General features: G+C 70.1%; 20 protein-coding genes and 1 tRNA gene. 20 read left to right on the top strand and 1 reads right to left on the bottom strand.

From position 1 onward, the window contains the following. The first annotated feature begins 179 nt into the window (after nucleotides 1-179). From ACTIE5_RS24110 to ACTIE5_RS24085, 6 genes are read left to right on the top strand one after another with little or no spacing between them, the layout of a single operon-like run. Nucleotides 180-1,517 carry an extracellular solute-binding protein gene (locus ACTIE5_RS24110; RefSeq protein ID WP_439552276.1) on the top strand — a complete coding sequence of 446 codons (1,338 nt, stop codon included), beginning with the start codon at nucleotides 180-182 and terminating at the stop codon, nucleotides 1,515-1,517. Next, nucleotides 1,517-2,461 (top strand): carbohydrate ABC transporter permease, encoded by a 945-nt coding sequence (locus ACTIE5_RS24105; RefSeq protein WP_439552275.1) that lies wholly within the window; start codon nucleotides 1,517-1,519, stop codon nucleotides 2,459-2,461. The genes ACTIE5_RS24110 and ACTIE5_RS24105 overlap by 1 nt, the downstream gene beginning before the upstream one ends. Beyond that, nucleotides 2,458-3,303: a carbohydrate ABC transporter permease gene (locus ACTIE5_RS24100; protein ID WP_439552274.1), complete on the top strand. Its 846-nt coding sequence runs from the start codon at nucleotides 2,458-2,460 to the stop codon at nucleotides 3,301-3,303. Before ACTIE5_RS24105 ends, ACTIE5_RS24100 begins: the two co-directional genes overlap by 4 nt. A 31-nt stretch (nucleotides 3,304-3,334) precedes the next feature. Then, on the top strand, nucleotides 3,335-4,291 hold the full coding sequence (locus ACTIE5_RS24095; RefSeq protein ID WP_439552273.1) for an isopenicillin N synthase family dioxygenase: 957 nt from the start codon (nucleotides 3,335-3,337) through the stop codon (nucleotides 4,289-4,291). 42 nt (nucleotides 4,292-4,333) lie between these two features. Next, a complete protein-coding gene (locus ACTIE5_RS24090; RefSeq protein ID WP_439552272.1) occupies nucleotides 4,334-5,461 on the top strand; it encodes a glycosyltransferase family 4 protein in 1,128 nt (375 codons plus the stop codon). Continuing rightward, on the top strand, nucleotides 5,458-6,375 hold the full coding sequence (locus ACTIE5_RS24085; RefSeq protein WP_439552271.1) for a glycosyltransferase family 9 protein: 918 nt from the start codon (nucleotides 5,458-5,460) through the stop codon (nucleotides 6,373-6,375). Before ACTIE5_RS24090 ends, ACTIE5_RS24085 begins: the two co-directional genes overlap by 4 nt. Here the strand turns inward: ACTIE5_RS24085 and ACTIE5_RS24080 are convergent. Beyond that, on the bottom strand, nucleotides 6,372-8,102 hold the full coding sequence (locus ACTIE5_RS24080; protein WP_439552270.1) for an NYN domain-containing protein: 1,731 nt from the start codon (nucleotides 8,100-8,102) through the stop codon (nucleotides 6,372-6,374). The two genes, ACTIE5_RS24085 and ACTIE5_RS24080, sit on opposite strands and share 4 nt — an antisense overlap. Before the next feature lie 149 nt (nucleotides 8,103-8,251). On the opposite strand from ACTIE5_RS24080, the gene thrS reads away from it, so the two are divergent. From thrS to ACTIE5_RS24010, 14 genes are all read left to right on the top strand, one after another. Further along, complete coding sequence (thrS, locus tag ACTIE5_RS24075; protein WP_439552269.1) at nucleotides 8,252-10,186, top strand: threonine--tRNA ligase; 1,935 nt, start codon at nucleotides 8,252-8,254, stop codon at nucleotides 10,184-10,186. Nucleotides 10,187-10,314: 128 nt separating this feature from the next. Then, nucleotides 10,315-10,839, top strand: coding sequence for a translation initiation factor IF-3 (gene infC, locus ACTIE5_RS24070; RefSeq protein WP_439552268.1), 525 nt, complete (start codon nucleotides 10,315-10,317; stop codon nucleotides 10,837-10,839). Nucleotides 10,840-11,078: 239 nt separating this feature from the next. After that, nucleotides 11,079-12,464, top strand: coding sequence for a signal recognition particle protein (gene ffh, locus ACTIE5_RS24065; RefSeq protein WP_439552267.1), 1,386 nt, complete (start codon nucleotides 11,079-11,081; stop codon nucleotides 12,462-12,464). 23 nt (nucleotides 12,465-12,487) lie between these two features. Then, a complete protein-coding gene (gene rpsP / locus ACTIE5_RS24060; RefSeq protein ID WP_439552266.1) occupies nucleotides 12,488-12,817 on the top strand; it encodes a 30S ribosomal protein S16 in 330 nt (109 codons plus the stop codon). 23 nt (nucleotides 12,818-12,840) lie between these two features. Continuing rightward, complete coding sequence (rimM, locus tag ACTIE5_RS24055) at nucleotides 12,841-13,365, top strand: ribosome maturation factor RimM (protein WP_439552265.1); 525 nt, start codon at nucleotides 12,841-12,843, stop codon at nucleotides 13,363-13,365. Continuing rightward, the gene (gene trmD / locus ACTIE5_RS24050; protein WP_439552264.1) at nucleotides 13,362-14,144 is read left to right on the top strand and encodes a tRNA (guanosine(37)-N1)-methyltransferase TrmD; all 783 of its coding nucleotides are present in this window, start codon (nucleotides 13,362-13,364) and stop codon (nucleotides 14,142-14,144) included. Before rimM ends, trmD begins: the two co-directional genes overlap by 4 nt. A gap of 27 nt (nucleotides 14,145-14,171) precedes the next feature. Further along, the gene (gene rplS / locus ACTIE5_RS24045; RefSeq protein ID WP_439552263.1) at nucleotides 14,172-14,552 is read left to right on the top strand and encodes a 50S ribosomal protein L19; all 381 of its coding nucleotides are present in this window, start codon (nucleotides 14,172-14,174) and stop codon (nucleotides 14,550-14,552) included. A gap of 65 nt (nucleotides 14,553-14,617) precedes the next feature. Then, complete coding sequence (gene leuC, locus ACTIE5_RS24040) at nucleotides 14,618-16,048, top strand: 3-isopropylmalate dehydratase large subunit (protein ID WP_439552262.1); 1,431 nt, start codon at nucleotides 14,618-14,620, stop codon at nucleotides 16,046-16,048. Between the two features lies 1 nt (nucleotide 16,049). Further along, complete coding sequence (gene leuD, locus ACTIE5_RS24035; RefSeq protein WP_439552261.1) at nucleotides 16,050-16,670, top strand: 3-isopropylmalate dehydratase small subunit; 621 nt, start codon at nucleotides 16,050-16,052, stop codon at nucleotides 16,668-16,670. A gap of 155 nt (nucleotides 16,671-16,825) precedes the next feature. Next, nucleotides 16,826-17,938: a 3-isopropylmalate dehydrogenase gene (leuB, locus tag ACTIE5_RS24030; RefSeq protein ID WP_439552260.1), complete on the top strand. Its 1,113-nt coding sequence runs from the start codon at nucleotides 16,826-16,828 to the stop codon at nucleotides 17,936-17,938. A 68-nt stretch (nucleotides 17,939-18,006) separates the two neighbouring features. After that, nucleotides 18,007-18,083: transfer RNA gene (locus ACTIE5_RS24025), tRNA-Arg, on the top strand. A 202-nt stretch (nucleotides 18,084-18,285) separates the two neighbouring features. After that, nucleotides 18,286-19,641, top strand: coding sequence for a cytochrome P450 (locus tag ACTIE5_RS24020; protein ID WP_439552259.1), 1,356 nt, complete (start codon nucleotides 18,286-18,288; stop codon nucleotides 19,639-19,641). A 10-nt stretch (nucleotides 19,642-19,651) separates the two neighbouring features. Continuing rightward, nucleotides 19,652-20,227: a hypothetical protein gene (locus ACTIE5_RS24015; RefSeq protein ID WP_439552258.1), complete on the top strand. Its 576-nt coding sequence runs from the start codon at nucleotides 19,652-19,654 to the stop codon at nucleotides 20,225-20,227. Beyond that, nucleotides 20,224-21,255 carry an efflux RND transporter periplasmic adaptor subunit gene (locus tag ACTIE5_RS24010; RefSeq protein WP_439552257.1) on the top strand — a complete coding sequence of 344 codons (1,032 nt, stop codon included), beginning with the start codon at nucleotides 20,224-20,226 and terminating at the stop codon, nucleotides 21,253-21,255. The genes ACTIE5_RS24015 and ACTIE5_RS24010 overlap by 4 nt, the downstream gene beginning before the upstream one ends. Nucleotides 21,256-21,260 lie beyond the last annotated feature (5 nt).

Below are 21,260 nucleotides of genomic sequence, written 5' to 3'. Positions count from 1 at the left end.
GGCTGGTCTCTCCCCGTTTGGAGGGAGCCTAGCCGCATCGGCGCGATGGGAAAGGGGGCGCGGCGGCGCATCGGATGGCGATACGACCCCGCCCGTCATGGCGGGGCTTGCCCCAGGGCGGTGATTCGGCGGAGCATCCGCCACAGACAGGCCGCTTCGAGCCTTGAGGGAGGGACCCCATGACGATGATCACGCGGCGCGGTGCGCTGCTGGGCGGTGCGGGCGTGCTGGCTGCGCCAGCCTTGGTCAGCCAGGTGAATGCCCAGGCCGCCTTCAACTGGCGCCGCTTCGCCGGCGAACGGATCGAGGTGAGCCTGACGGCCAACCCCCGCAGCCAGATCCTGATCCAGAACCAGCGGGAGTTCGAGGAGCTGACCGGCATCCGCGTCGGCTCCGAAGCCATCCCGGAACAGCAGCACCGGCAGAAATTCGTCATCGAATTCGCCTCCGGCCGCCCGAGCTTCGACGTCATCGGCATCAGCCTGCACGTCAACAAGCGCCAGGTCGGCCGCGCGCGCTGGACCGCCGACCTCAAGCCGATGATCGCCGATGCGTCGCTGACCTCGCCTGATTTCGACTTCGCCGATTTCGGCGCCGGTGCGGTGGCCTATTCGACGCAGGCCGATGGGCGGATGGATACGCTGCCGGAGTTCACGGACTACTTCATCCTCTACTACAACAAGGAAATCTTCGCCCGCGCCGGCGTCCAGGTGCCGACCACCTATGACGAGATGTACGAGACCGCCAGGCGCCTGACGGATGCGCGGGCGGGCCAGGCCGGCTTCGTCGGCCGCGGCGTGCGCAACGCCAATGTCGTGCTCTACACCAGCTTCCTGCTGGGCACGCAGCAGCGGGACTGCACGGACGCCAACCAGCGCCTGCTGACGGACACGCCGGATGCCATCGCGGCCGGCGAATTCTACAAGAAGATCATGCGGGACTGCGCGCCGCAGGGCGTGGCCGGCTTCAACTGGAACGAGGCGCAGACCAGCTTCTCCCAGGGCCGGGCCGCCATGTGGCTGGATGGCGTGGGCTTTGCCGCGCCGCTGGAAGACCCGACGCGGTCCCGCGTGGCGGGCAAGGTGGGCTATGCCGTCGTGCCGCGCGGCGCGGCGCGCCACCATTGCGCGCTGTTCGGGACGGGTCTCGGCATCAGCGCCGGGTCCAATGAACGCAAGCGCGGCGCCGCCTGGCTTTACCTGCAATGGGCGACGAACAAGCGGAACCAGCTTCGCTTCCTCACCTCCGGCGCCGGCGCGCCAGCCCGCCAGAGCCCCTATCGCGACGAGGAAGCGATCCGCACCAGCCGCTTCGGCCGCGATTATTTCGAGACGCTGATCAGTTCCGCCCGCATCGCCCATCCGGGCCTGCCGGAGATCGTGCCCGTCACGGAATTCCGCGACACGCTGGGCGCGGCGCTGACCAACACGATCGGCGGTGCCGATGTGGCGACGGAGCTTCGCCGCGCGACGGAAGCCTTCCGCCCGATCCTCGAGCAATCCGAGCGCGCGACCTGATGTCTGGCGGCACCACCACTCCCGATGGCAAGGCGGCGGCACTCTCGGGTGCTGCCGCCGACAGGGTCCGGCGCAAGCGGGCCTATGCACGGCATTACTGGCCCTTCGTCGTGCCCGCCGCGGTGGTGGTGGTCGCCGTCATCGTCTTCCCCTGGATCTTCACGCTCTGGATGAGCCTGAACGAATGGAAGCTGGGCTCCGGCCGCAGCTTCGTGGGCCTGGCCAATTACGAAAGGCTTTGGGGCGACGAACGCTTCCATGCCTCGATCTGGCGGACCCTGTATTTCACCGCGCTGGCGGTCGTGATCCCGGTGATCCTGGGCACGGCGGCCGCCATCGCCTTCAACCGGAAATTCCCGCTGCGCGGCCTGGCGCGCACCATCTTCATCCTGCCGATGATGGCGACGCCCGTCGCCGTCGCGCTGGTCTGGACGATGATGTTCCACCCGCAACTCGGCGTGCTCAACTGGATCCTGTCCCAGTTCGGCATCCCGCCCAGCCTCTGGGTCTACGATGCTTCCACCGTCATCCCGACCCTGGTGATGGTGGAGGTCTGGCACTGGACGCCGCTGGTGATGCTGCTGGTGCTGGGCGGCCTGGCGTCGCTGCCCGTCGATCCCTATGAGGCCGCGAAGATCGATGGCGCGACGGGCTGGCAGGCCTTCCGCTACATCACCCTGCCGCTGCTGGCACCCTTCCTGATGGTGGCGATCATCATCCGCACCATCGACGCCCTGAAGGCCTTCGACACCATCTACGTCATCACCCAGGGCGGGCCGGGCACGGCGAGCGAGACGATCAACATCTTCCTGTATCTGAACGCCTTCGCCTACTACAACATGGGCTATGCGAGCGCCGTGGTGGTGGTGTTCTTCATCCTCATCATCGGGCTGGCGCTGCTGCTGCTGTGGTCGCGCGAACGCTTCAAGGACGCGGCACGATGAGCGGCACCATCCGCGCCCGGCCCTGGAAAAGGCGGCTGGAGAGCCTGGGCTTCGGCCTGGCGGTCTTCGCGCTGGTCTCGCCGGCGGCGCTGGTCTTCCTGTGGATGCTGTCGCTGTCCCTGAAGAACGAGGTGGACAACACCGCCTTCCCGCCGGTCTTCATCCCCAGCCCGCCGACGCTCGACAATTTCCGCGCGGTGTTCGAACGCAACGACTTCCTGCTGCAGGCCTGGAACAGCGTGGTGGTCAGCTTCGGCGCGACCGGCATCGCGCTGCTGGTCGGCATCCCCGCGGGCTATGGCATCGCCAAGATGCGCGCCACCAAGGCGGCGGTGCTGATCCTGATCGCCCGCATCACGCCGGGGCTTTCCTACCTCATCCCCCTGTTCCTGCTGTTCCAGTGGATCGGGCTGACGGGCACGATCTGGCCCATCCTGATCACCCACCTGGTGCTGACGGTGCCGATCGCGGTCTGGGTGATGATCGGGTTCTTCGAGGGGCTGCCGGGCGAATTGGAGGAAGCGGCGCTGGTCGATGGCGCCACCATCTGGCAGGCCTTCCGCCACGTGGCGCTGCCGCTGGCACGGCCCGGCATCACGGTGGCGACGATCCTCGCCTTCATCTTCTCCTGGAACAACTTCATCTTCGCCATGGTGCTGGCGGGGCGGGAGACGCGGACCCTGCCTGTCGCGGTCAACAACATGCTGACCTTCGAACAGATCAGCTGGGGCCCGCTCTCGGCCGCCGCCCTGCTGGTGACGGCGCCGGTGCTGGTGCTGACGCTGGTGGCGCAGAAGCAGATCGTGGCCGGGCTGACCCAGGGCGGCGTGAAGGGCGGCTGACGGCAACGGCCGCCTGCGGCACGATGGGGGGATGAACGACATCGTCCCCGTCATCGACATCGCCGGCCTGCGCAGCCCGGACCCCACCGCCCGCCGCGCGGTCGCCGTGGAACTCGGCGCCGCCTGCCGTGGCGCGGGCTTCTTCCTCGTCACCGGCCACGGCATCCCCGATGCCGTCACCACCGGCCTGTTCGACGCCGCCCGCGCCCTTTTCGCGCTGCCGGATGCCGACAAGCAGGCCCTGTCCATCCGGCGGTCGCCGCATAATCGCGGCTATGTCGGGCTGTCGGAGGAACAGCTGGACCCCACGAAGCCGGCCGACCGGAAGGAGGCTTTCAATGTCGGGCTCGAGATGGCACCGGACCATCCGGAGATCCTGGCCGGCATCCCCTTCCGCGGCCTGAACCTCTGGCCCGAGGGGCGCGCCGACCTCCGCGCCGCGATCCTCGCGCATTTCGACGCGGCCTGGGCGCTTGGCCGGTTGCTGCATCGCGGCTTCGCGCTGGACCTCGGGATCGAGGAGGATTTCTTCGAGGCTCGGCTGGACCGGCCGCTCGCCACGCTTCGGCTGCTGCACTACCCCGCCGGCAGCGGCCAGGCCGCGCCGCTCGGCGCCGGGGAACACACGGATTATGGCTGCGTCACGGTGCTGGCCACCGATGGCGTGGCGGGGCTGCAGGTGAAGCGCCGCGGCGGGGGGTGGGAGGATGTGCCGACGCTTCCCGGCGCCTTCATCTGCAACATCGGGGATTGCCTGATGCGGTGGACGAATGACGTCTATGCCTCCACGCCGCACCGCGTCCGCGCGCCGGCGGCGGAGCGTTATTCCGCCGCCTTCTTCCTGGACCCCAACCCCGATGCGGTGGTGGCCGTGCTCCCTGGCTGCACGGGGCCGGGCAACCCGCCGCGGTATACGCCGATCACCGGGGCCGCCTACCTCCGCGCGAAACTCGACGAGACCTACGCGCATCGGCGCGAGCCAGGCTGAACCCTTCACGCGCGCGCTCGTCGGGGGTAGGAACCGCGGCTGATGGCCAGCCCCCCCGCCGTGTTGCAGGTCCTCCCCGCGCTCGTCACTGGCGGCGTGGAGCGAGGCACGATCGAGATCGCGGAAGCCATCCGCGATGCGGGGCTGCGCGCCATCGTCGCCTCCCAGGGCGGGCCGATGGTGGCGGAGTTGGATGCACTCGGCATCCACCACGTCACGCTGCCGCTGCGCGCCAAGTCGCCGGTCACGATCTGGCGCAATGCGGGCGCGCTGGCGGCGCTGGCGCGGCGGGAGGGGGTGGCGCTGATCCATGCCCGGTCGCGCGCGCCCGCCTGGTCCGCGCTGATGGCGGCGCGGCGCATGGGGGCGGGTTTCGTCACCACCTATCACGGCGCCTATAATGAAGGCTTCCCGGGCAAGCGGCTCTACAACTCCGTGATGGCGCGCGGCGACCGGGTGATCGCGGTCAGCCACTTCATCGCCGACCTGGTCCGCGAACGGCATGGCGTGCGGGAGGACCGGCTGCGGGTGATCCATCGCGGCGTCGATCCCCGCCGCTTCAACCCGGCTTCTGTGCCGCCGGAACGCGTCGCCGCGCTGCGTGCTGCCTGGGGCGCGCCGGATGACCGGCCCGTGGTGCTGCTGCCCGGCCGACTGACGCGCTGGAAGGGCCAGGCCGTGCTGATCGAGGCGATGGCGAACCTGCCCGGCAACGCCCTGGCCGTGCTGGCCGGCGGAGGGGGTGAGGGCGAGTATCGCGCCGGCCTGGTGGCGCTGGCCCGCCAGCATGGCGTCGGCGACCGCGTCCGCATCCTCGGCCATGTGGAGGCGATGGGCACGGCGCTGCTGGCGGCCGATGTCGTCGTCCACGCCAGCACGGATGCGGAAGCCTTCGGCCGCACGGTGATCGAGGCCCAGGCCATGGGCCGCCCCGTGGTGGCCGCCGACCTCGGCGGGCCGAGGGAGACGGTAGAGGATGGCGTCACGGGCTGGCGCGTGCCGCCCGGGGACCCCGCTGGCCTGGCCGCGGCGCTGGCGCGCGTGCTGGCCCTGCCGGCGGCGGAGCGCGATGCGGTGGCGCAGGCCGGGCGCGCTTCCGTCCTGGCGCGCCACACCACCGCCGTCATGCAGCGCGCCACCCTGGACGTCTATCGGGAATTGCTGCCGTGACGGCACCGGTGCTGGTCATCCGCCTCGGCGCACTCGGCGATTTCGTCCAGTCCTTCGGGCCCTTCGCGGCCATCCGGGCGCATCACCCGGCGGCGCGGATCGTGCTGCTGACGACGCCGCCCTTCGCGCCGCTGGCCCGCCGCAGCCCCTGGTTCGACGAGGTGTGGGAGGATGGCCGCCCAGCCTGGACGGATTTGCCCGCCGTCTTCCGCCTGGCGCGCCGACTGCGCGGTGCGGGTTTCGACTGGGTCTATGACCTCCAGACCTCCGGCCGGTCATCCCGCTACCGGCTGATGGTGGGGCTTGGCGCCCGCTGGTCCGGCACGGCCTGGGGTGCGTCCCACCCCCATGCCAATCCGCGGCGGAACGTGATGCACACGCTGGAACGCCAGCGGGACCAGCTGGAGATGGCGGGCATCCGCCACTTTCCCGCGCCGGCGCTGGATTGGCTGGATGCCGACCTGTCGGACCTGCCCTTGCCGCCGCGCTTCGCGCTGCTGGTGCCGGGCGCGTCGCCGCATCGCCCGGGCAAGCGCTGGCCGGCGGAGCATTTCGCCGCCTTTGCCGCGGGCTGCGGGCTGCCCTGCCTGGTGCTGGGCGGGAAGTCGGAAGCCGCGCTGGCGGCGGAGATCACCGCCGCCGCGCCCAACGCCATCGATTTGGCCGGCCGCACCAGCATCGCGCAGGTCGCGGCGCTGGCGCGGCGGGCGAGCTTCGCGCTGGGGAACGACACCGGCCCCACCCACCTGATCGCCGCCGCCGGCTGCCCGACGCTGGCGCTGTTCGGGGATGAGAGCGACCCGGCGCTGTGCGCGCCGCGCGGCCCCGCGGTGGCGGTGCTGCGCCACGCGCCCCTCGCCGCGCTCGGCGTGGAGGATGTGCGCGCGGCGATGGCGGGGCTTTCGCCCCGCTAACCGATCCCGGCCTGGGTCCAGTTCCGCAGCGCCTCCTTCTCCGCCTCGCTCAGCGGTTCATCCACCGCGCGCACCGCCGCGACCAGCGTGGCGTAGAGGCGGCGGGCGTGCTGAGCCGCGGCGTCGGGGGCCGGGGCCTCCTGCAGCCTGGCGAAGCCGCGCAGCAGCCAGCGCAGGATGGCCGTGACCTCCCGCGCGGAGACATGCAGCCCCTGCGCGGCGGCGTCGGCGGCGATGGCTGTGGCGGCGGCGGGCATTTCCACCATCTCCAGCGGCTGGCGCGCGGCGATGGCGTTGAGCACGAAGCCGATCTCCGCCGGGGCGAAGGCGGGCAGATCCTGCGCCAGGCCCTTGTTGTCTCGGGAACCCCAGAGAAGGTCGCGCACCAGCAGCGCGGCCTCCGCCATCAGCGCCTCCCGGCTCGGCGGCTCGGGCTCCGGCTCGGGTTCCGGGGTGGGGGCCGGCTCTTCCGCCACCACGGGCGGCGCGGCGGGCTGGGATGGCTCGGGTTCCGGTGGGTTCTCCACAGGAGTCTCGGGCTCCGCCGCCACCTCGGGCGGGCTTTCCACGATCTCGGCCTGGGACGGTGCTGCTTCCACCGGGGCGGCTTCCGCCGGCGCGTCGGGCGCCTCCTCCGCCGCGCCCTGGGCTTCGGCGGGAAGGCCGGGCTGGTCCTCGATGCCCGGCGGCAGGTCGCCGGGCGGGGGGCCGCGTTCCGGGTCGAAGACCCAGCGGCGAGATGCCGGGCCGGTCATCAGCAGGCGCGGGTCGCGCGCTTCCTCGATCAGCCCGCCGAGCGACCCAGCCCCGGCATAGGCGGTGCTCCTGAGGGCGGGCAGGTGGCGGCTGATCTGGCTGCCGACCTCCGTCATCCGCAGCGCGCCGGCGGGGCTGCGCGCCAGCGCCTCCCTCAGCCAGGCCAGGGCGGCGGCGCGCAGGCCGGGCAGGTCCGGCGCCCTTGCGGGCGGGGCTTCCGCCCGCACGGGGTCCGGCCGCGGATGGTCCGCCCGGGACTGTTCTGGGCGGGCCGGTTCGGGGCGGGCCGGCTCAGAGCGAGCGGGTTCGGGGCGTGAGGGCTCGGGCCTCACCGGTTCCGGCCGGGGCGGCGATTGCTCGACCTGGGCGATGGCGACATTGCCCATGCCCTCATGCGCGAAATCATCCAGCCCCACCACGATGTCGGCGGCGGCCAGGTAGGCGCGCTTGGCCGTGTTCTGCGCCAGGATGGTGATGCGCCGGTCATGCGCCCGCAGCCGTGCGAGGGCCGGCAGGAAGTCGCTGTCCCCCGACAGGATCACGAACTCGTCGAAGGTGGTCTTGTGGTCCAGCGCATCCCGGATATCGAGCGCCATCTTCATGTCGGCGCTGTTCTTCAGGTAGGCGACCGGCGGGCAATCCACGATGTCGAAGCCGGCCTGCACGAAATTGGCGCGGAACTCCCCGAACCAGGTCCGGTTCCGCAAATCGCGTTGCTGGCGATAGCGCGCGACGGCGCGGCCCATCTGGAAGTCGAAATAGCCACCGGGATTCAGGTAGCAGCGGCGGATGAGCGTGCGCCTGGTGGTCGGCGCGCCGCCTTCCTCCCGCCCCTCCAGCCAGGCCAGCCAGGCATCGGGCCTTTCGCCGAAGGCATAGGCCGCCCGTTCATCCCACCGTAGCAACGCCATGAAGACATTGTCGAAATCAACATACAGGGCCGCCCGCGGCGGCTTCTCGGCATCAGCCATGCGACGATTCGACTCCGGAACGCAGGAAAGGACGTAGTATAACCCATGGTTGAGGGTTCGGCTGTAACCATAGCGGGCAACCTTGACGAGCGCGTGCCGGGCTGGCCATGGTCCCGCCCCATTTTCAGCCATCGGAGCTTGCTGCCCCCATGCCCGCGATCACCCTGCCCGACGGTTCCGTCCGCGCTTTCGACGGGCCCGTGACGGGCACGACGATCGCCGCCAGCATCGGCCCCGGCCTGGCCAAGGCGGCACTCGCCATGCAGGTTGATGGCGCGCTCCGCGACCTGTCGCATGAGATCGCCGCCGATGCCGCCGTGCGCTTCGTCACCCGCAAGGACCCCGAGGCGCTCGACCTCATCCGCCACGACACCGCCCATGTGCTGGCGGAGGCGGTGCAGGAGCTGTTCCCCGGCACCCAGGTGACGATCGGCCCCTCCATCGAGAACGGCTTCTACTACGATTTCTCTCGCAACCAGCCCTTCACGACCGAGGATTTCGCCGCGATCGAGGCGAAGATGCGGGAGATCGTCGGCCGCAACGCCCCCTTCCGCCGCCAGGAAGTGAGCCGGGAGGACGCGATCGCCCTGTTCGAGTCGAAGGGCGAGCGCTTCAAGGTGGAGCTGATCCGGGACCTGCCGGCGTCGGAGACCATCAGCCTCTACAGCCAGGGTGATTGGGTGGACCTCTGCCGCGGCCCGCATATGCGCGGCACCGGCGATATCGGCACCGCCTTCAAGCTGATGAAAGTGGCCGGGGCCTATTGGCGCGGCGACCACCGCAACCCCGTCCTGTCCCGCATCTACGGCACCGCCTGGCGCGACCAGAAGGAACTCGACGCCCACCTCCTCCAGATCGAGGAAGCCGAGAAGCGCGATCACCGCCGCATCGGGCGGGAGATGAACCTGTTCCACCTGCAGGAGGAAGCGACCGGCAGCGTCTTCTGGCACCCCAAGGGCTGGAAGCTCTACCGCACGGTGGAGGACTACATGCGCCGGCGCCTCGATGACGGCGAATACCAGGAGGTGAAGACCCCCCAGGTGCTGGACCGGAAGCTGTGGGAGAAATCCGGCCATTGGGAGAACTACCGGAAGAACATGTTCATGGCGACGGTGGAGGACCAGGACGAGGCGCATCGCCTGCTGGCCCTCAAGCCCATGAACTGCCCCTGCCATGTGCTGATCTTCAACCAGGGCATCCGCAGCTATCGGGAACTGCCGCTGCGTATGGCCGAATTCGGCGCCTGCCACCGCTACGAGCCTTCGGGGGCCCTGCACGGCATCATGCGCGTGCGCGCCTTCACGCAGGACGACGCCCACATCTTCTGCGAGGAACACCAGATCGCGGACGAAGCCGTGCGCTTCACCGCGCTGCTGTCCCGCATCTACAAGGACCTCGGCTTCGAGAGCTTCCGCGTGAAGTTCAGCGACCGCCCCGAACAGCGCGCCGGCGATGACGGCATCTGGGACCGGGCGGAAGGCGCGCTGCATGAGGCCTGCCGCAAGGCCGGCGTGGATTACGAGATGAATCCGGGGGAGGGCGCCTTCTACGGCCCGAAGCTGGAATTCGTGCTCCGCGACGCCATCGGCCGGGACTGGCAATGCGGCACCTTCCAGGTGGATTTCGTGCTGCCGGAACGCCTCGATGCCGAGTATGTAGCGGAGGATGGGTCTCGGAAGCGCCCCGTCATGCTGCACCGAGCCATCCTCGGCAGTTTCGAACGCTTCCTCGGCATCCTGATCGAACAGCATGCCGGGCGCTTCCCGCTGTGGATCGCGCCCGTGCAGGTGGTGGTCGCGACCATCGTGGACGATGCCGCCCCCTTTGCGAAGGAAGCGGCGGAGGCGCTGCGCAAGGCCGGGCTGCGCGTCGAACTCGACCTGCGGAACGAGAAGATCAACCGGAAGGTCCCCGACCACATCGCCCAGCGCGTGCCCGTGCTGGTGGTGGTCGGGCGGCGGGAGGCGGAGGAGCGCAAGCTGGTGCTGCGCCGCCTGCCGGGCCGGGACCAGGTGGAATTGCCGCTGGCGGAGGCGGTCGCCACCCTGGCGGCGGAGGCCACGCCACCCGATATCCGCGGCTGACCCGCATTTTTCAGCCCGGTGCGGCCCTGCCCATTAAGGCGGCGGCTTGCACCGGGCGGGTCCACTCGCCATAACAATGAGACACTGCCCTTGAACAGCGACAGGAGAGCGCCATAGCCCGTGGTCCAATGCCCGCCCAGATGCCGACGAGAGACGGCCCGCGGGTCAATGAGGATATCCGAGTCCCCCAGGTCCGCCTGATCGACCAGGACGGGGAGATGATCGGCGTGATGTCGGCGCGCGATGCGTTGCTGCGGGCCTATGAGGTCGGGCTGGATCTGCTCGAAATCAGCCCCAACGCGATTCCGCCGGTCTGCAAGATCCTCGACTACGGCAAGTACAAGTACGAGCAGCAGAAGAAGGCCAACGAGGCGCGCAAGCGCCAGAAGGTCGTCGAGCTGAAGGAAATCAAGGTCCGTCCGAACATCGACGACCATGATTACGGCGTGAAGATGCGGCAGATGAAGGACTTCATCGGCGAGGGTGACAAGGTGAAGGTCACGCTCCGCTTCCGCGGCCGCGAAATGGCCCACCAGGACCTCGGCCTGAAGGTGCTGGACCGGATCCGGACGGAACTGGCCGAGACGACCAAGGTCGAACAGATGCCGCGGCTTGAGAACCGGCAGATGATCATGGTCCTGGCGCCGAAGTAACCGGCAGCCGACCTCTGATACGGGACAAGGCCCGCGCCATCACTGGCGCGGGCCTTGCCGTTTCCGGGGATGCTTGACCGGGGCGCCGATCGGGCTTAATGGCGCCCTCCGGTCCGCCCTGGACCTGATCGGTCGCTCCGCCTGATGCGGTGCGGCTCCGTCGCTCCGCGAAGGCTCGCGCAGCGGCGCGATTTCGTTTGGGGCGGTCTCAACGGACTTTCAGGGGATTTCCCGCCGCGATGTTCGAGGCGCTGGGCAACAGGCTGACAGGGGTTTTCGACAAGCTGCGCCGCCGTGGCGCGCTGACGGATGCCGATGTCCAGGAGGCGCTGCGCGAGGTTCGCGTGGCGTTGCTGGAAGCCGACGTCGCCCTGCCCGTGGTGAAGGATTTGGTGAACCGCGTGCGCGACCGCGCCGTGGGTCAGGAAGTCATCCGCTCCGTCTCCCCGGCCCAGCAGGTCATCAAGATCGTCAACGACGCGCTGGTCGAGGCGCTGGGCGGTGGCGAGGGCGATGACGGCAAGCGGGGGCTGGACCTCAACGCGCCGTCACCCATCCCCATCCTGATGGTGGGCCTCCAGGGCTCGGGCAAGACTACCACCTCCGGCAAGATCGCGCTGCGGCTGCGGACGCGTGACCGCAAGAAGGTCCTGCTGGCGTCGCTCGACGTGCACCGCCCCGCCGCGCAGCTGCAGCTGCAGACGCTGGCCGACCAGGCCGAGGTCACCGGCCTGCCCATCATCGCCGGCCAGACGCCCCGCCAGATCGCCGAGCGCGCGATGGATGTGGGCCGGCGCGAGCTCTACGACATCGTCATCCTCGACACCGCCGGCCGCCTCGCGATCGACGAGGCGCTGATGGCCGAGGTCGCGGACGTCAAGGCGTTCGTGAAGCCGCATGAGACGCTGCTGGTCGTCGATGCGATGACCGGCCAGGACGCGGTCAACACCGCCAAGGCCTTCCAGGAGAAGGTCGGCGTCACCGGCATCGTCATGACGCGCGTCGATGGCGACGCGCGCGGCGGCGCGGCGCTGTCCATGCGTGCCGTCACCGGCGCGCCGATCAAGCTGCTCGGCGCCGGTGAGAAGCTGGACGCGCTGGAGGATTTCCATCCGGATCGCATCGCGAACCGCATCCTCGGCATGGGGGACATCGTCTCCCTCGTCGAGCGGGCCGCGGAGGCGATCGACCAGGCGGAAGCCGAGAAGCTTGCGAAGAAGATGCAGAAGGGGTCCTTCGACCTCGAGGACTACGCATCGCAGATCAAGCAGATCGGCAAGATGGGCTCGCTCTCCGGCATCCTCGGGATGCTGCCGGGGGTGGGCAAGATCAAGTCGCAGATCGAGAACGCCAACCTCGACCAGACCATGCTGAAGCGCCAGGCCGCGATCATCAGTTCGATGACGCCGAAGGAGCGACGCAATCCCGACCTGCTGAAGGCGGCACGCAAGCGGCGGATCGCCGCGGGTTCCGGCACCACGGTGCAGGATGTGAACCGCCTGCTGAAGCAGTTCGACGAGATGTCCGCGATGATGAAGCGGATGAACAAGCTCGGCCAGAAGGGGCTGATGCGTGGGGGCCTTGGTGCCCTTATGCCCGGCCTTGGCAACCGACGACCTTTCTAGACGATCAGGAGAAGGTAACCCTCATGGGCCTCAAGATTCGCCTCGCCCGCGCCGGCGCCAAGAAGCGTCCCTACTACCACATCGTGGTGGCGGACAGCCGCAGCCCGCGCGACGGCCGCTTCATCGAGAAGCTGGGCAGCTACAACCCGATGCTGCCGTCGGACCACGCCGACCGCGTGCGCCTGTTCGCCGAGCGCATCACCTACTGGAAGTCGGTCGGCGCGCTGCCGACGGACCGCGTCGCGAAGTTCCTGGGCCATGCCGGCCTGGCGCCGATGCCGGTGTACGCCGAGCAGCCGAAGCAGTCCGCGCCGAAGAAGAAGGCGCAGGAACGCGCCGCGGCCGGCGGCTGATACTGACCTCGGCGGATCGGGCCATGCGGGTGCAGCGCGTGCTGGTGGGTGAAGTGGGACGGCCGCATGGCGTCAGGGGCCTCGTGCGCCTGCATGCCTTCACGGCCGATCCGCGCGCCATCGGCAGCTATGGCCCGCTGACCGACCAGGCCGGCACCAAGGTCTTCCGCATCACGCCGCTGCCTGACGGGCTCGGCCGGATCGAGGGCGTCGCCGACCGCGACGCCGCGGCACGGCTGACCGGCACGAAGCTGTATGTGGAACGCAGCCAGCTGCCGCCGCCCGCCGACCCCGACGAATTCTACCTCAGTGACCTCGAGGGCCTTGCGGCCTTCGCGGAGGATGGGGTGGCGATCGGCACGGTAAGGCTGGTGGAGGATCACGGCGCGGGGCCCTTCCTCATCATCGACGGAAGCGCGGGCGAACTCCTGCTGCCCTTCACCAAGGCCTGCGTGCCGGTGGTGGATGTGGCGGGCGGGCGGATCACCGTGGTGCCGCCGGCGGAGGTTCTGGTCCGTCCGGAAAGCGGGGAGGGGGCGTCGGCATGACCTGGCGCGCCACCATCCTGACGCTGTTCCCGGACATGTTCCCGGGCCCGCTCGGCCTGTCCCTGGCCGGCCGTGCGCTGCGCGAGGAACGCTGGGCGATCGAGGCGCTGGATATCCGTTCCTTCGCGACGGACCGCCACCGCACCGTGGACGACACGCCCTTCGGGGGCGGTGCGGGCATGGTGATGCGCCCGGATGTGCTGGATGTGGCCTGCGAAGCCGCGACCAGCCGCAACCCCGGCGCGCCGCTGGTCTACCTGACGCCCCGCGGGCGGAAGCTGGACCAGGCGCTGGTGCGGGAATTGGCGGCGGGGCCTGGCGTGACGGTGCTGTGCGGCCGTTACGAAGGCGTGGACCAGCGCGTGATCGAGGCGCGCGGGATGCTGGAAGTCTCGGCCGGCGATTTCGTGCTCTCCGGCGGCGAACCCGCCGCCCTGCTGATGCTCGACGCCTGCATCCGGCTGCTGCCGGGTGTCATGGGCGGCGCGGCTTCGGCGGAGGAGGAGAGCCACGGCGCCGAGGGGCTGCTGGAATACCCCCACTACACGCGGCCCGCCGAATGGCAGGGCCGGAAGGTGCCGGAGGTGCTGCTCTCCGGCCACCATGCGGAGGTCGCGCGCTGGCGGCGCGCGGAAGCGGAAGCGGCAACGCGGACGCGGCGGCCCGACCTCTGGGAACAACACATCCTCCGCCACCGCGCGGAACCAACCCCCCGCGCTAGCGCGGAAACCAAACAGGCAAAGGTGGGGCGGCTGGACGGCCACCCGGCCGCCGCCTAATTGCTTCAGACGGAAGGAACCACCCCGATGAACCTGCTCCAGCAGTTCGAGGCCGCCCAGCAGGCGAAGCTCTCGGCCAACCGCACCACGCCGGAATTCGATGCGGGCGACACGCTCCGCGTCATGGTGAAGGTCGTGGAAGGGGAGCGTATCCGCACCCAGGCCTATGAAGGCGTCTGCATCGCGCGCAGCAACCGCGGCCTGAACAGCAACTTCACCGTCCGCAAGCTGTCCTACGGCGAGGGCGTGGAGCGCGTCTTCCCGCTGTACAGCCCGAATGTCGCGGAGATCGTCGTGGTGCGCCGCGGCAAGGTGCGGCGCGCGAAGCTGTATTACCTGCGTGGCCGGACCGGCAAGTCCGCCCGCATCGAGGAGCGGGCGCGGGTGAAGGTCGAAGCGACCGCCTGAACTAAGCCTTACCGAACGCCCCGGCCCACCAGGCCGGGGCGCTTTTGTCTTGGGGGAAATCGAGAATGTCGGCCACGAAGCCGCGAACCTTGTTCGACAAGATCTGGGATGCGCATGTCGTCGAGACGCTGCCCGACGGCACCGCGGTTCTCTACATCGACAAGCACCTGACGCATGAGGTGACGAGCCCGCAGGCCTTCGAGGGCCTCCGGCTTGCCGGCCGCAAGGTGCGCCGCCCGGATGCGACGCTGGCCGTGGTGGACCACAACATCGCGACCGATAGCAGCCGCTACGGCACGATCGAGGACCCCGAGAGCCGCACGCAGGTCGAGACACTGGAAGCCAACGTCAAGGCCTTCGGCGTCCCCTACATCCCGCTGACCGACAAGCGCCAGGGCATCGTCCACGTCATCGGCCCGGAGCTGGGCCTGAGCCTGCCCGGCATGACGATCGTCTGCGGCGACAGCCATACCTCCACCCACGGCGCCATGGGCGCGCTGGCCTTCGGCATCGGCACGTCGGAGGTCGAGCATGTGCTCGCCACCCAGACGCTGCTGCAGAAGCCCGCGAAGAACATGCGCGTGACGGTCGATGGCAAGCTGCCGGCCGGCTGCACGGCCAAGGACATCGTCCTCGCCATCATCGGCAAGATCGGCACTGCCGGCGGCACGGGACACGTGATTGAATTCGCCGGTGAGGCGATCCGCGCGCTCGACATGGCCGGCCGCATGACGGTCTGCAACATGTCGATCGAGGCTGGCGCCCGTGCCGGCATGGTGGCGCCGGACCAGACCACCTTCGACTACGTGAAGGGCCGCCCCTTCGCGCCGCAGGGCGAGGCCTATGACCGCGCCATCGCCTGGTGGAAGACGCTGCCCTCCGACGCGGGCGCTGTCTTCGACAAGGAAGTCACGCTCGACGCCGCGCAGATCATCCCGCAGATGACCTGGGGCACGAGCCCCGAGGACGTGCTGCCCGTGACCGGCGTGGTGCCGAACCCCGCCGAGATCGCGGATGAGGCGCGCCGCGCGCAGGTGCAGCGCATGGTCGACTATATGGGCCTGGTGCCCGGGCAGAAGCTGACTGACCTCCAGGTCGATGTCGTCTTCGTGGGGTCCTGCACCAACAGCCGGATCGAGGACATCCGCGCCGTGGCCAGCATCGCGAAGGGCCGCAAGGTCGCCTCGCATGTCCGCGCGCTCGTCGTGCCGGGCTCCGGCCTGGTGAAGGAAGCGGCGGAGGCCGAGGGGCTGGACAAGGTCCTGCTGGAAGCGGGCTTCGAATGGCGGGAAGCCGGCTGTTCCATGTGCCTCGGCATGAACCCGGACAAGCTGAAGCCCGGCCAGCGCAGCGCCAGCACCTCCAACCGCAACTTCGAGGGTCGCCAGGGCATGGGCGGCCGCACCCACCTCGTCTCCCCCGCCATGGCTGCGGCGGCGGCGATCGCGGGCCACTTCGTCGATGTGCGCGACTACCAGCCGAAGGAGGGCGTGTGAGATGAGGGCCTTCACCACGCTCACGGGCATCGCGGCGCCGATGCCGCTGGCCAATGTGGACACGGACAAGATCATCCCGGGCCGCTTCCTCAAGACCATCCAGCGCACGGGCCTCGGCAAGCACCTGTTCGCGAACATGCGCTACGAGGATGACGGGGCGGAGAAGCCCGACTTCGTGCTGAACCAGGAACCCTACCGCCAGGCCGAGATCCTCGTCGCCTACGAGAATTTCGGCTGCGGGTCGTCGCGCGAACACGCGCCCTGGGCGCTGCTGGATTTCGGCATCCGCTGCGTCATCGCGCCGGATTTCGCGGACATCTTCCACAACAACAGCTTCAAGAACGGCGTGTTGCCGGTGAAGCTGCCGCGGGAGGTGTGCGAGCAGTTGATGGAGGATGCGCGCCTCGGCGCCAATTCCCGCATCACGGTGGATCTGGAACGCCAGGTGGTGGTGCGCCCGAACGGGGAGGAAATCCCCTTCACCATCGACCCCTTCCGCCGGCACCTGCTGCTGAACGGCCTGGACGATATCGGCCAGACCATGCAGCACGCCCCCGCCATCGATGGGTTCGAGGCGAAGCAGCGCGCGTCCCAGCCCTGGCTCTACGACGCCAAGGTCTGACTGTCTGGAGCAATAGGCGTTCAGATGAAATCATCTGAACGCATTTCTTGCTCCAGTTTCAGTAACTTGTAGAGCACGGGCCGCGAACGCAGCTCGTGCTCTAGCGGGGGCTGAGGCACCCGCACCTCCACGACCGTCCCCAGGACCACCATTCAATGCCCGCGAACAAGAAGCTCCTCATCCTGCCCGGTGACGGGATCGGCCCCGAGGTGATGCGCGAAGTGCGCCGCATCATCGACTGGATGGATCGCCGCCGCTCCGTGACCTTCCAGGTGACGGAAGGCATCGTCGGCGGCGCCGCCCTCGACGCCACCGGCAGCCCCTGCCCGGATGAGACGGTGGCCGCCGCCGCCGAAGCGGATGCCGTGCTGTTCGGCTCCGTGGGCGGCCCGAAGTGGGACAGCCTGCCCTTCGACCAGCGCCCGGAACTCGGCATCCTGCGGTTGCGCAAGGACCTCGGCCTGTTCGCCAACCTGCGCCCCGCCGTGGTGCTGGACCCGCTGGCCGATGCCTCCTCGCTCCGCCCCGAACTGGTGCGCGGGCTCGACATCATGATCGTGCGGGAGACGACGGGCGGCATCTATTTCGGCGAGCCCCGCGGCATCCATGTGAACGAACAGGGTCGGCGCGTCGGCATCGACACGGAGGTCTATTCCGAGGACGAGATCGCCCGCGTCGCCCGCGTGGCCTTCGACATCGCCCGCAAGCGCAGCCGCAAGCTGACCAGCGTGGAGAAGGCGAACGTCATGCAGTCCGGCCGCCTCTGGCGCGCCGTGGTCGGCGAAGTGGGCGCGGCCGAATACCCGGATGTCGAGCTGCAGCACATGTATGCCGACAATTGCGCGATGCAGTTGGCCAGCCGCCCGAAGCAGTTCGACGTCATCCTCGGCGGCAATCTGTTCGGCGACGTGCTGAGCGACCTGGCGGCGGCGCTGACGGGCTCGCTCGGCATGCTGCCCTCCGCGACGCTCGGCGCGCAGCAGCCCTCCGGCAAGCGCCACGCGCTGTACGAACCCATCCATGGCAGCGCGCCGGACATCGCGGGCAAGGGTGTGGCCAATCCCTGCGCGCAGATCCTGTCCTTCGCCATGCTGCTGCGACTGTCCTTCGGCATGGATGAGGATGCGAAGCTGATCGAGACGGCGGTGGAGAAGGTGCTGGCCGGTGGCCTGCGCACCGCCGACATCATGTCCCCCGGCCGCGCCCGCGTCGGCACGACCGTGATGGGTGAGGCCGTGCTGCGGGAGCTGGAAAAGCTCTCGGCGTAAAATTGGTGACAAGGGATGGGCGGAGGGGTTGCGCCCCCCCGCCCATCCCGCTAAATCGCCCCCCGTGCGGACCCGTAGCTCAATTGGATAGAGCACCAGACTACGGATCTGGGGGTTAGGAGTTCGAATCTCTTCGGGTCCGCCATTACCCGCCCCTGATTACTCACCAAGCCGCGGCAACAGCCGCGGCTTTACTCGTTTCAGGGCCCTGGGCCTGGGCGAGGTGCGCGCTGGCCCGGCGGGCCCAGCACAGCCCCGGCTCAACCTAGTTTACTTTCCAGTCGTCGTCTCGACACGCGCCGGTTGAGCTATGCCACCGGGGCGATATCGGGCATTTTGCCCGCCGAATGATCCCCACCCCCAACCGCGCTGCCGCCGCCGTGCCGGATGTCCCATCGCTGCCAGGTGGCGGGCTGCTCGGCCACCTGCCGGCCATGGCGGCCGCGCCCCACAGCTTCCCCGCCGCCGCGCTGCATGCCCATGGCGGCTTGGTCGGCATCCGGCTCGGCCCGCGCCGCATCGTCGCGATCGGGCGTCCCGATCTGGCGCGGGAAGTCCTGGTGACGCGGGCGGACCGCTATCCGCGCGGCCGCATCAACCGCAACCTCGGCGCCGTCATCGGCGATGGGCTGCTGGCGACGGAGGGCGACCTCTGGCGCGCCCGCCGCCGGCGGATGCAGCCCTCCTTCCGCGCCGATCGCCTCGGCACCCTCGCCACCACCACCGATGCGGTGATGCGGGAGACGCTGGCGGGATGGACTGGCGCGCCCGTCGATGCGGGGGAACAGGCGGGGCGCATCGCCATCCGCGTCATCGGCGGCGTGCTGCTGTCGCAGCGCATCGGGGAAGGGCAGGGCAGCGCCTTCGTCGTCGCGGTGCAGGATTGCCTGGCGCAGCTCATGCGCCGGAACTGGTCGCTGGTGCGCTGGCCGCTCTGGGTGCCCGTGCCCGTCAACCGCGCCGTCAACGCCACGCGCCGCACGCTGGAATCCTTCCTGGGGGAGGAGCTGGACCGCCGCCTGGCAGCCCCGGATGCGCAGCCCGACGACCTGCTGGCCGCCCTGATCCGCGGCCGGCCGGATGACCCGCCCTTGCCGCGCCAGGCGCTGCTGAACGAACTCAAGACGCTCTTCGCCGCGGGGTTCGAGACGACGGCCACGGCGCTGACCTGGCTGATGTACCTGCTGGCCCGGCACCCCGATGTCGCGCAGGCGTTGCGGGACGAAGCCGCGCCCGTGCTGGGCGACCGCGCGCCCACGCCCGCGGACCTGCCGCGCCTGCCCTATGCCGCGGCGGTGGTGGAGGAGGCGATGCGCCTGTTCCCGCCGGTCTACAACATGGGCCGGGACTGCGCGGCGGATGATGACCTCGGCGGCTATCGCATCCGCGCGGGCACCACGGTCGTCGTCTCCATCTTCGGCATCCACCGCAGCCCCGATCTGTGGGAGGCGCCGGAGGCATTCCGCCCTGACCGCTTCCTTGGGCCCGGCGCGGCCGGCCGGCGCAACCTGCTGCCCTATGCCTGGGGCCGGCACCAATGCATCGGCAACCACTTCGCCGATCTGGAACTGGTGGTGGCGCTGCTCGCCCTCGTGCGGCACTGCCGGCTCGAGCTGACGGAGCAGTCGCCGGTCGGCATGCGGGGCCGCACGACACTGGCGCCCGACCGCCCCATCCTGCTGCGGGCGGTGCCGTTCGGATGAGACCCCCGGCATGAGAATCGCGGCCCCAACCCTGGCGGGGTTCGAGGTGCTGGACACCAGCGATCCTGGCGCGGTGCTGGCCTATGAACAGGCCTTCTACGCTGCCTTCGAACCCATCCGCCCGGCCGGGCTGCTGCGGCATCTCTGGAACTGGGACGACGCCGCCAGGCGCATCGCGGCGCCGGTGCCCTATGCGGACCAGGTGGTCTATGTGTTGCGGGATGCGGGGGGGAAGGTTCGGCGCGGGCTGGCCGTGAACCTGGCGCTCCGCACCGTGCAGGCCGCACGCTTCGGCTTCACCCTGCCCGAGGAGAGCGGGATCGCGGAGATGCTGACCTTCTTCGCCGCCGGCCCGCATGACCTGCGCGGCGCACTGCGCTTCCGCCGCGCCTGCTATGCGGACCTTCGCGCCCGGGGCCTGCGCTACGGCTACGGCACCGCCCGCCGCCGCCCGCTGCCCGCCTATGGCCGCTTCGGCACGGCGGTGGTGGGGGAACGCCGGATCGAGGACGAGGCCCGCTACCTGCTGCGCTTCGACCTGGAGGCTGATTTTTCCCGACCATCGGGGACGGGCGCCGGCGGATGACGCCACGGCCCGCCCGGCGCCGGCCCCTGCTGCTGGCGCTCGCCGCGCTGTCGGTCGGCGCCGCGCTGCTCCTCGCCCAGGCCGAAAGCCCCGCCCCCACCGCCCAGCCGCTGCCGGCCAACGCCTCCCTGGTCGCGCGCGGGCGGATCGAGCCGGAGGGCCGTGTCATCGCTCTCCATGGCCCCTTCCGCGGCGTGCTGGGCCGCGTGCTGGTGCAGGAAGGCCAGGATGTCGCCGCCGGCCAGATCGTCGCGCTGCTCGACACCCATGCGGTGGCGGAAGCGCAGGTGGAGGCCGCGCGCGCGCGCCTCGCCTTGGCGCAGGCCGAGGAAGCGCAGGTCGCCGCCCCCGCCAAGCCCGGCGTGATCCTCGCCCAGCGCGCCCTCGTGAGGGCGCGGGAGGCGGAGCTGACCCTGGCGCGGCAGGAACACGCCCGCATCGCGACACTCCGCGCCACCAGCATCGCCACCCAGGCCACGCTGGAACAGCGCCAGGCGGAGCTGGACCGGGCGGAGGCCGCGCTCCGCCAGGCGGAAGCCGAACTCCGCGCGCTGAGCGAGGTGCGGGAGGAGGATCGCCGCGCCGCCGCCGCCCGCAGCGCCGTGCAGCGCGCCGCGCTGGCGGAGGCCGAGGCCGAGCTGGCCCGCGCCAGCATCCGCGCCCCCTTCGCCGGCACGGTGCTGGCACTGCTGCGGCGGGGCGGGGAGAGCATCGGGGATGAGGGCATCCTGCAGATGGCCGCCCTCGACCGCCTCGTGGTGGTGGCGGAGGTGGAGGAGGCGGACGCCCCCCGCATCGTCCCCGGCCAGGCTGCGCGCATCGCGGGCCGCGTGCTGGCCGCGCCGGTGGAGGGCCGGGTGGACTCCGTCGGCCGCCTGGTGCTGCGCCAGCGCCGGACGAGTTCCGACGTGCTCGTCGGCCGCGATGCCCGCATCGTGGAAGTCACTATCCGCCCGCTGGGCCCCCTGCCGCCGGTGGTGGGGGCGGAGGTGGAGGTGCGGTTTCCCCTGGCACCCGCGCGCCCATGATGCCC

This window comes from Falsiroseomonas sp., from assembly GCF_051859025.1.
Classification (GTDB): domain Bacteria; phylum Pseudomonadota; class Alphaproteobacteria; order Acetobacterales; family Acetobacteraceae; genus Falsiroseomonas.
The sequence above is the reverse complement of the archived record's forward strand: the minus strand, read 5'-3'. Positions and strand labels throughout refer to the sequence as shown.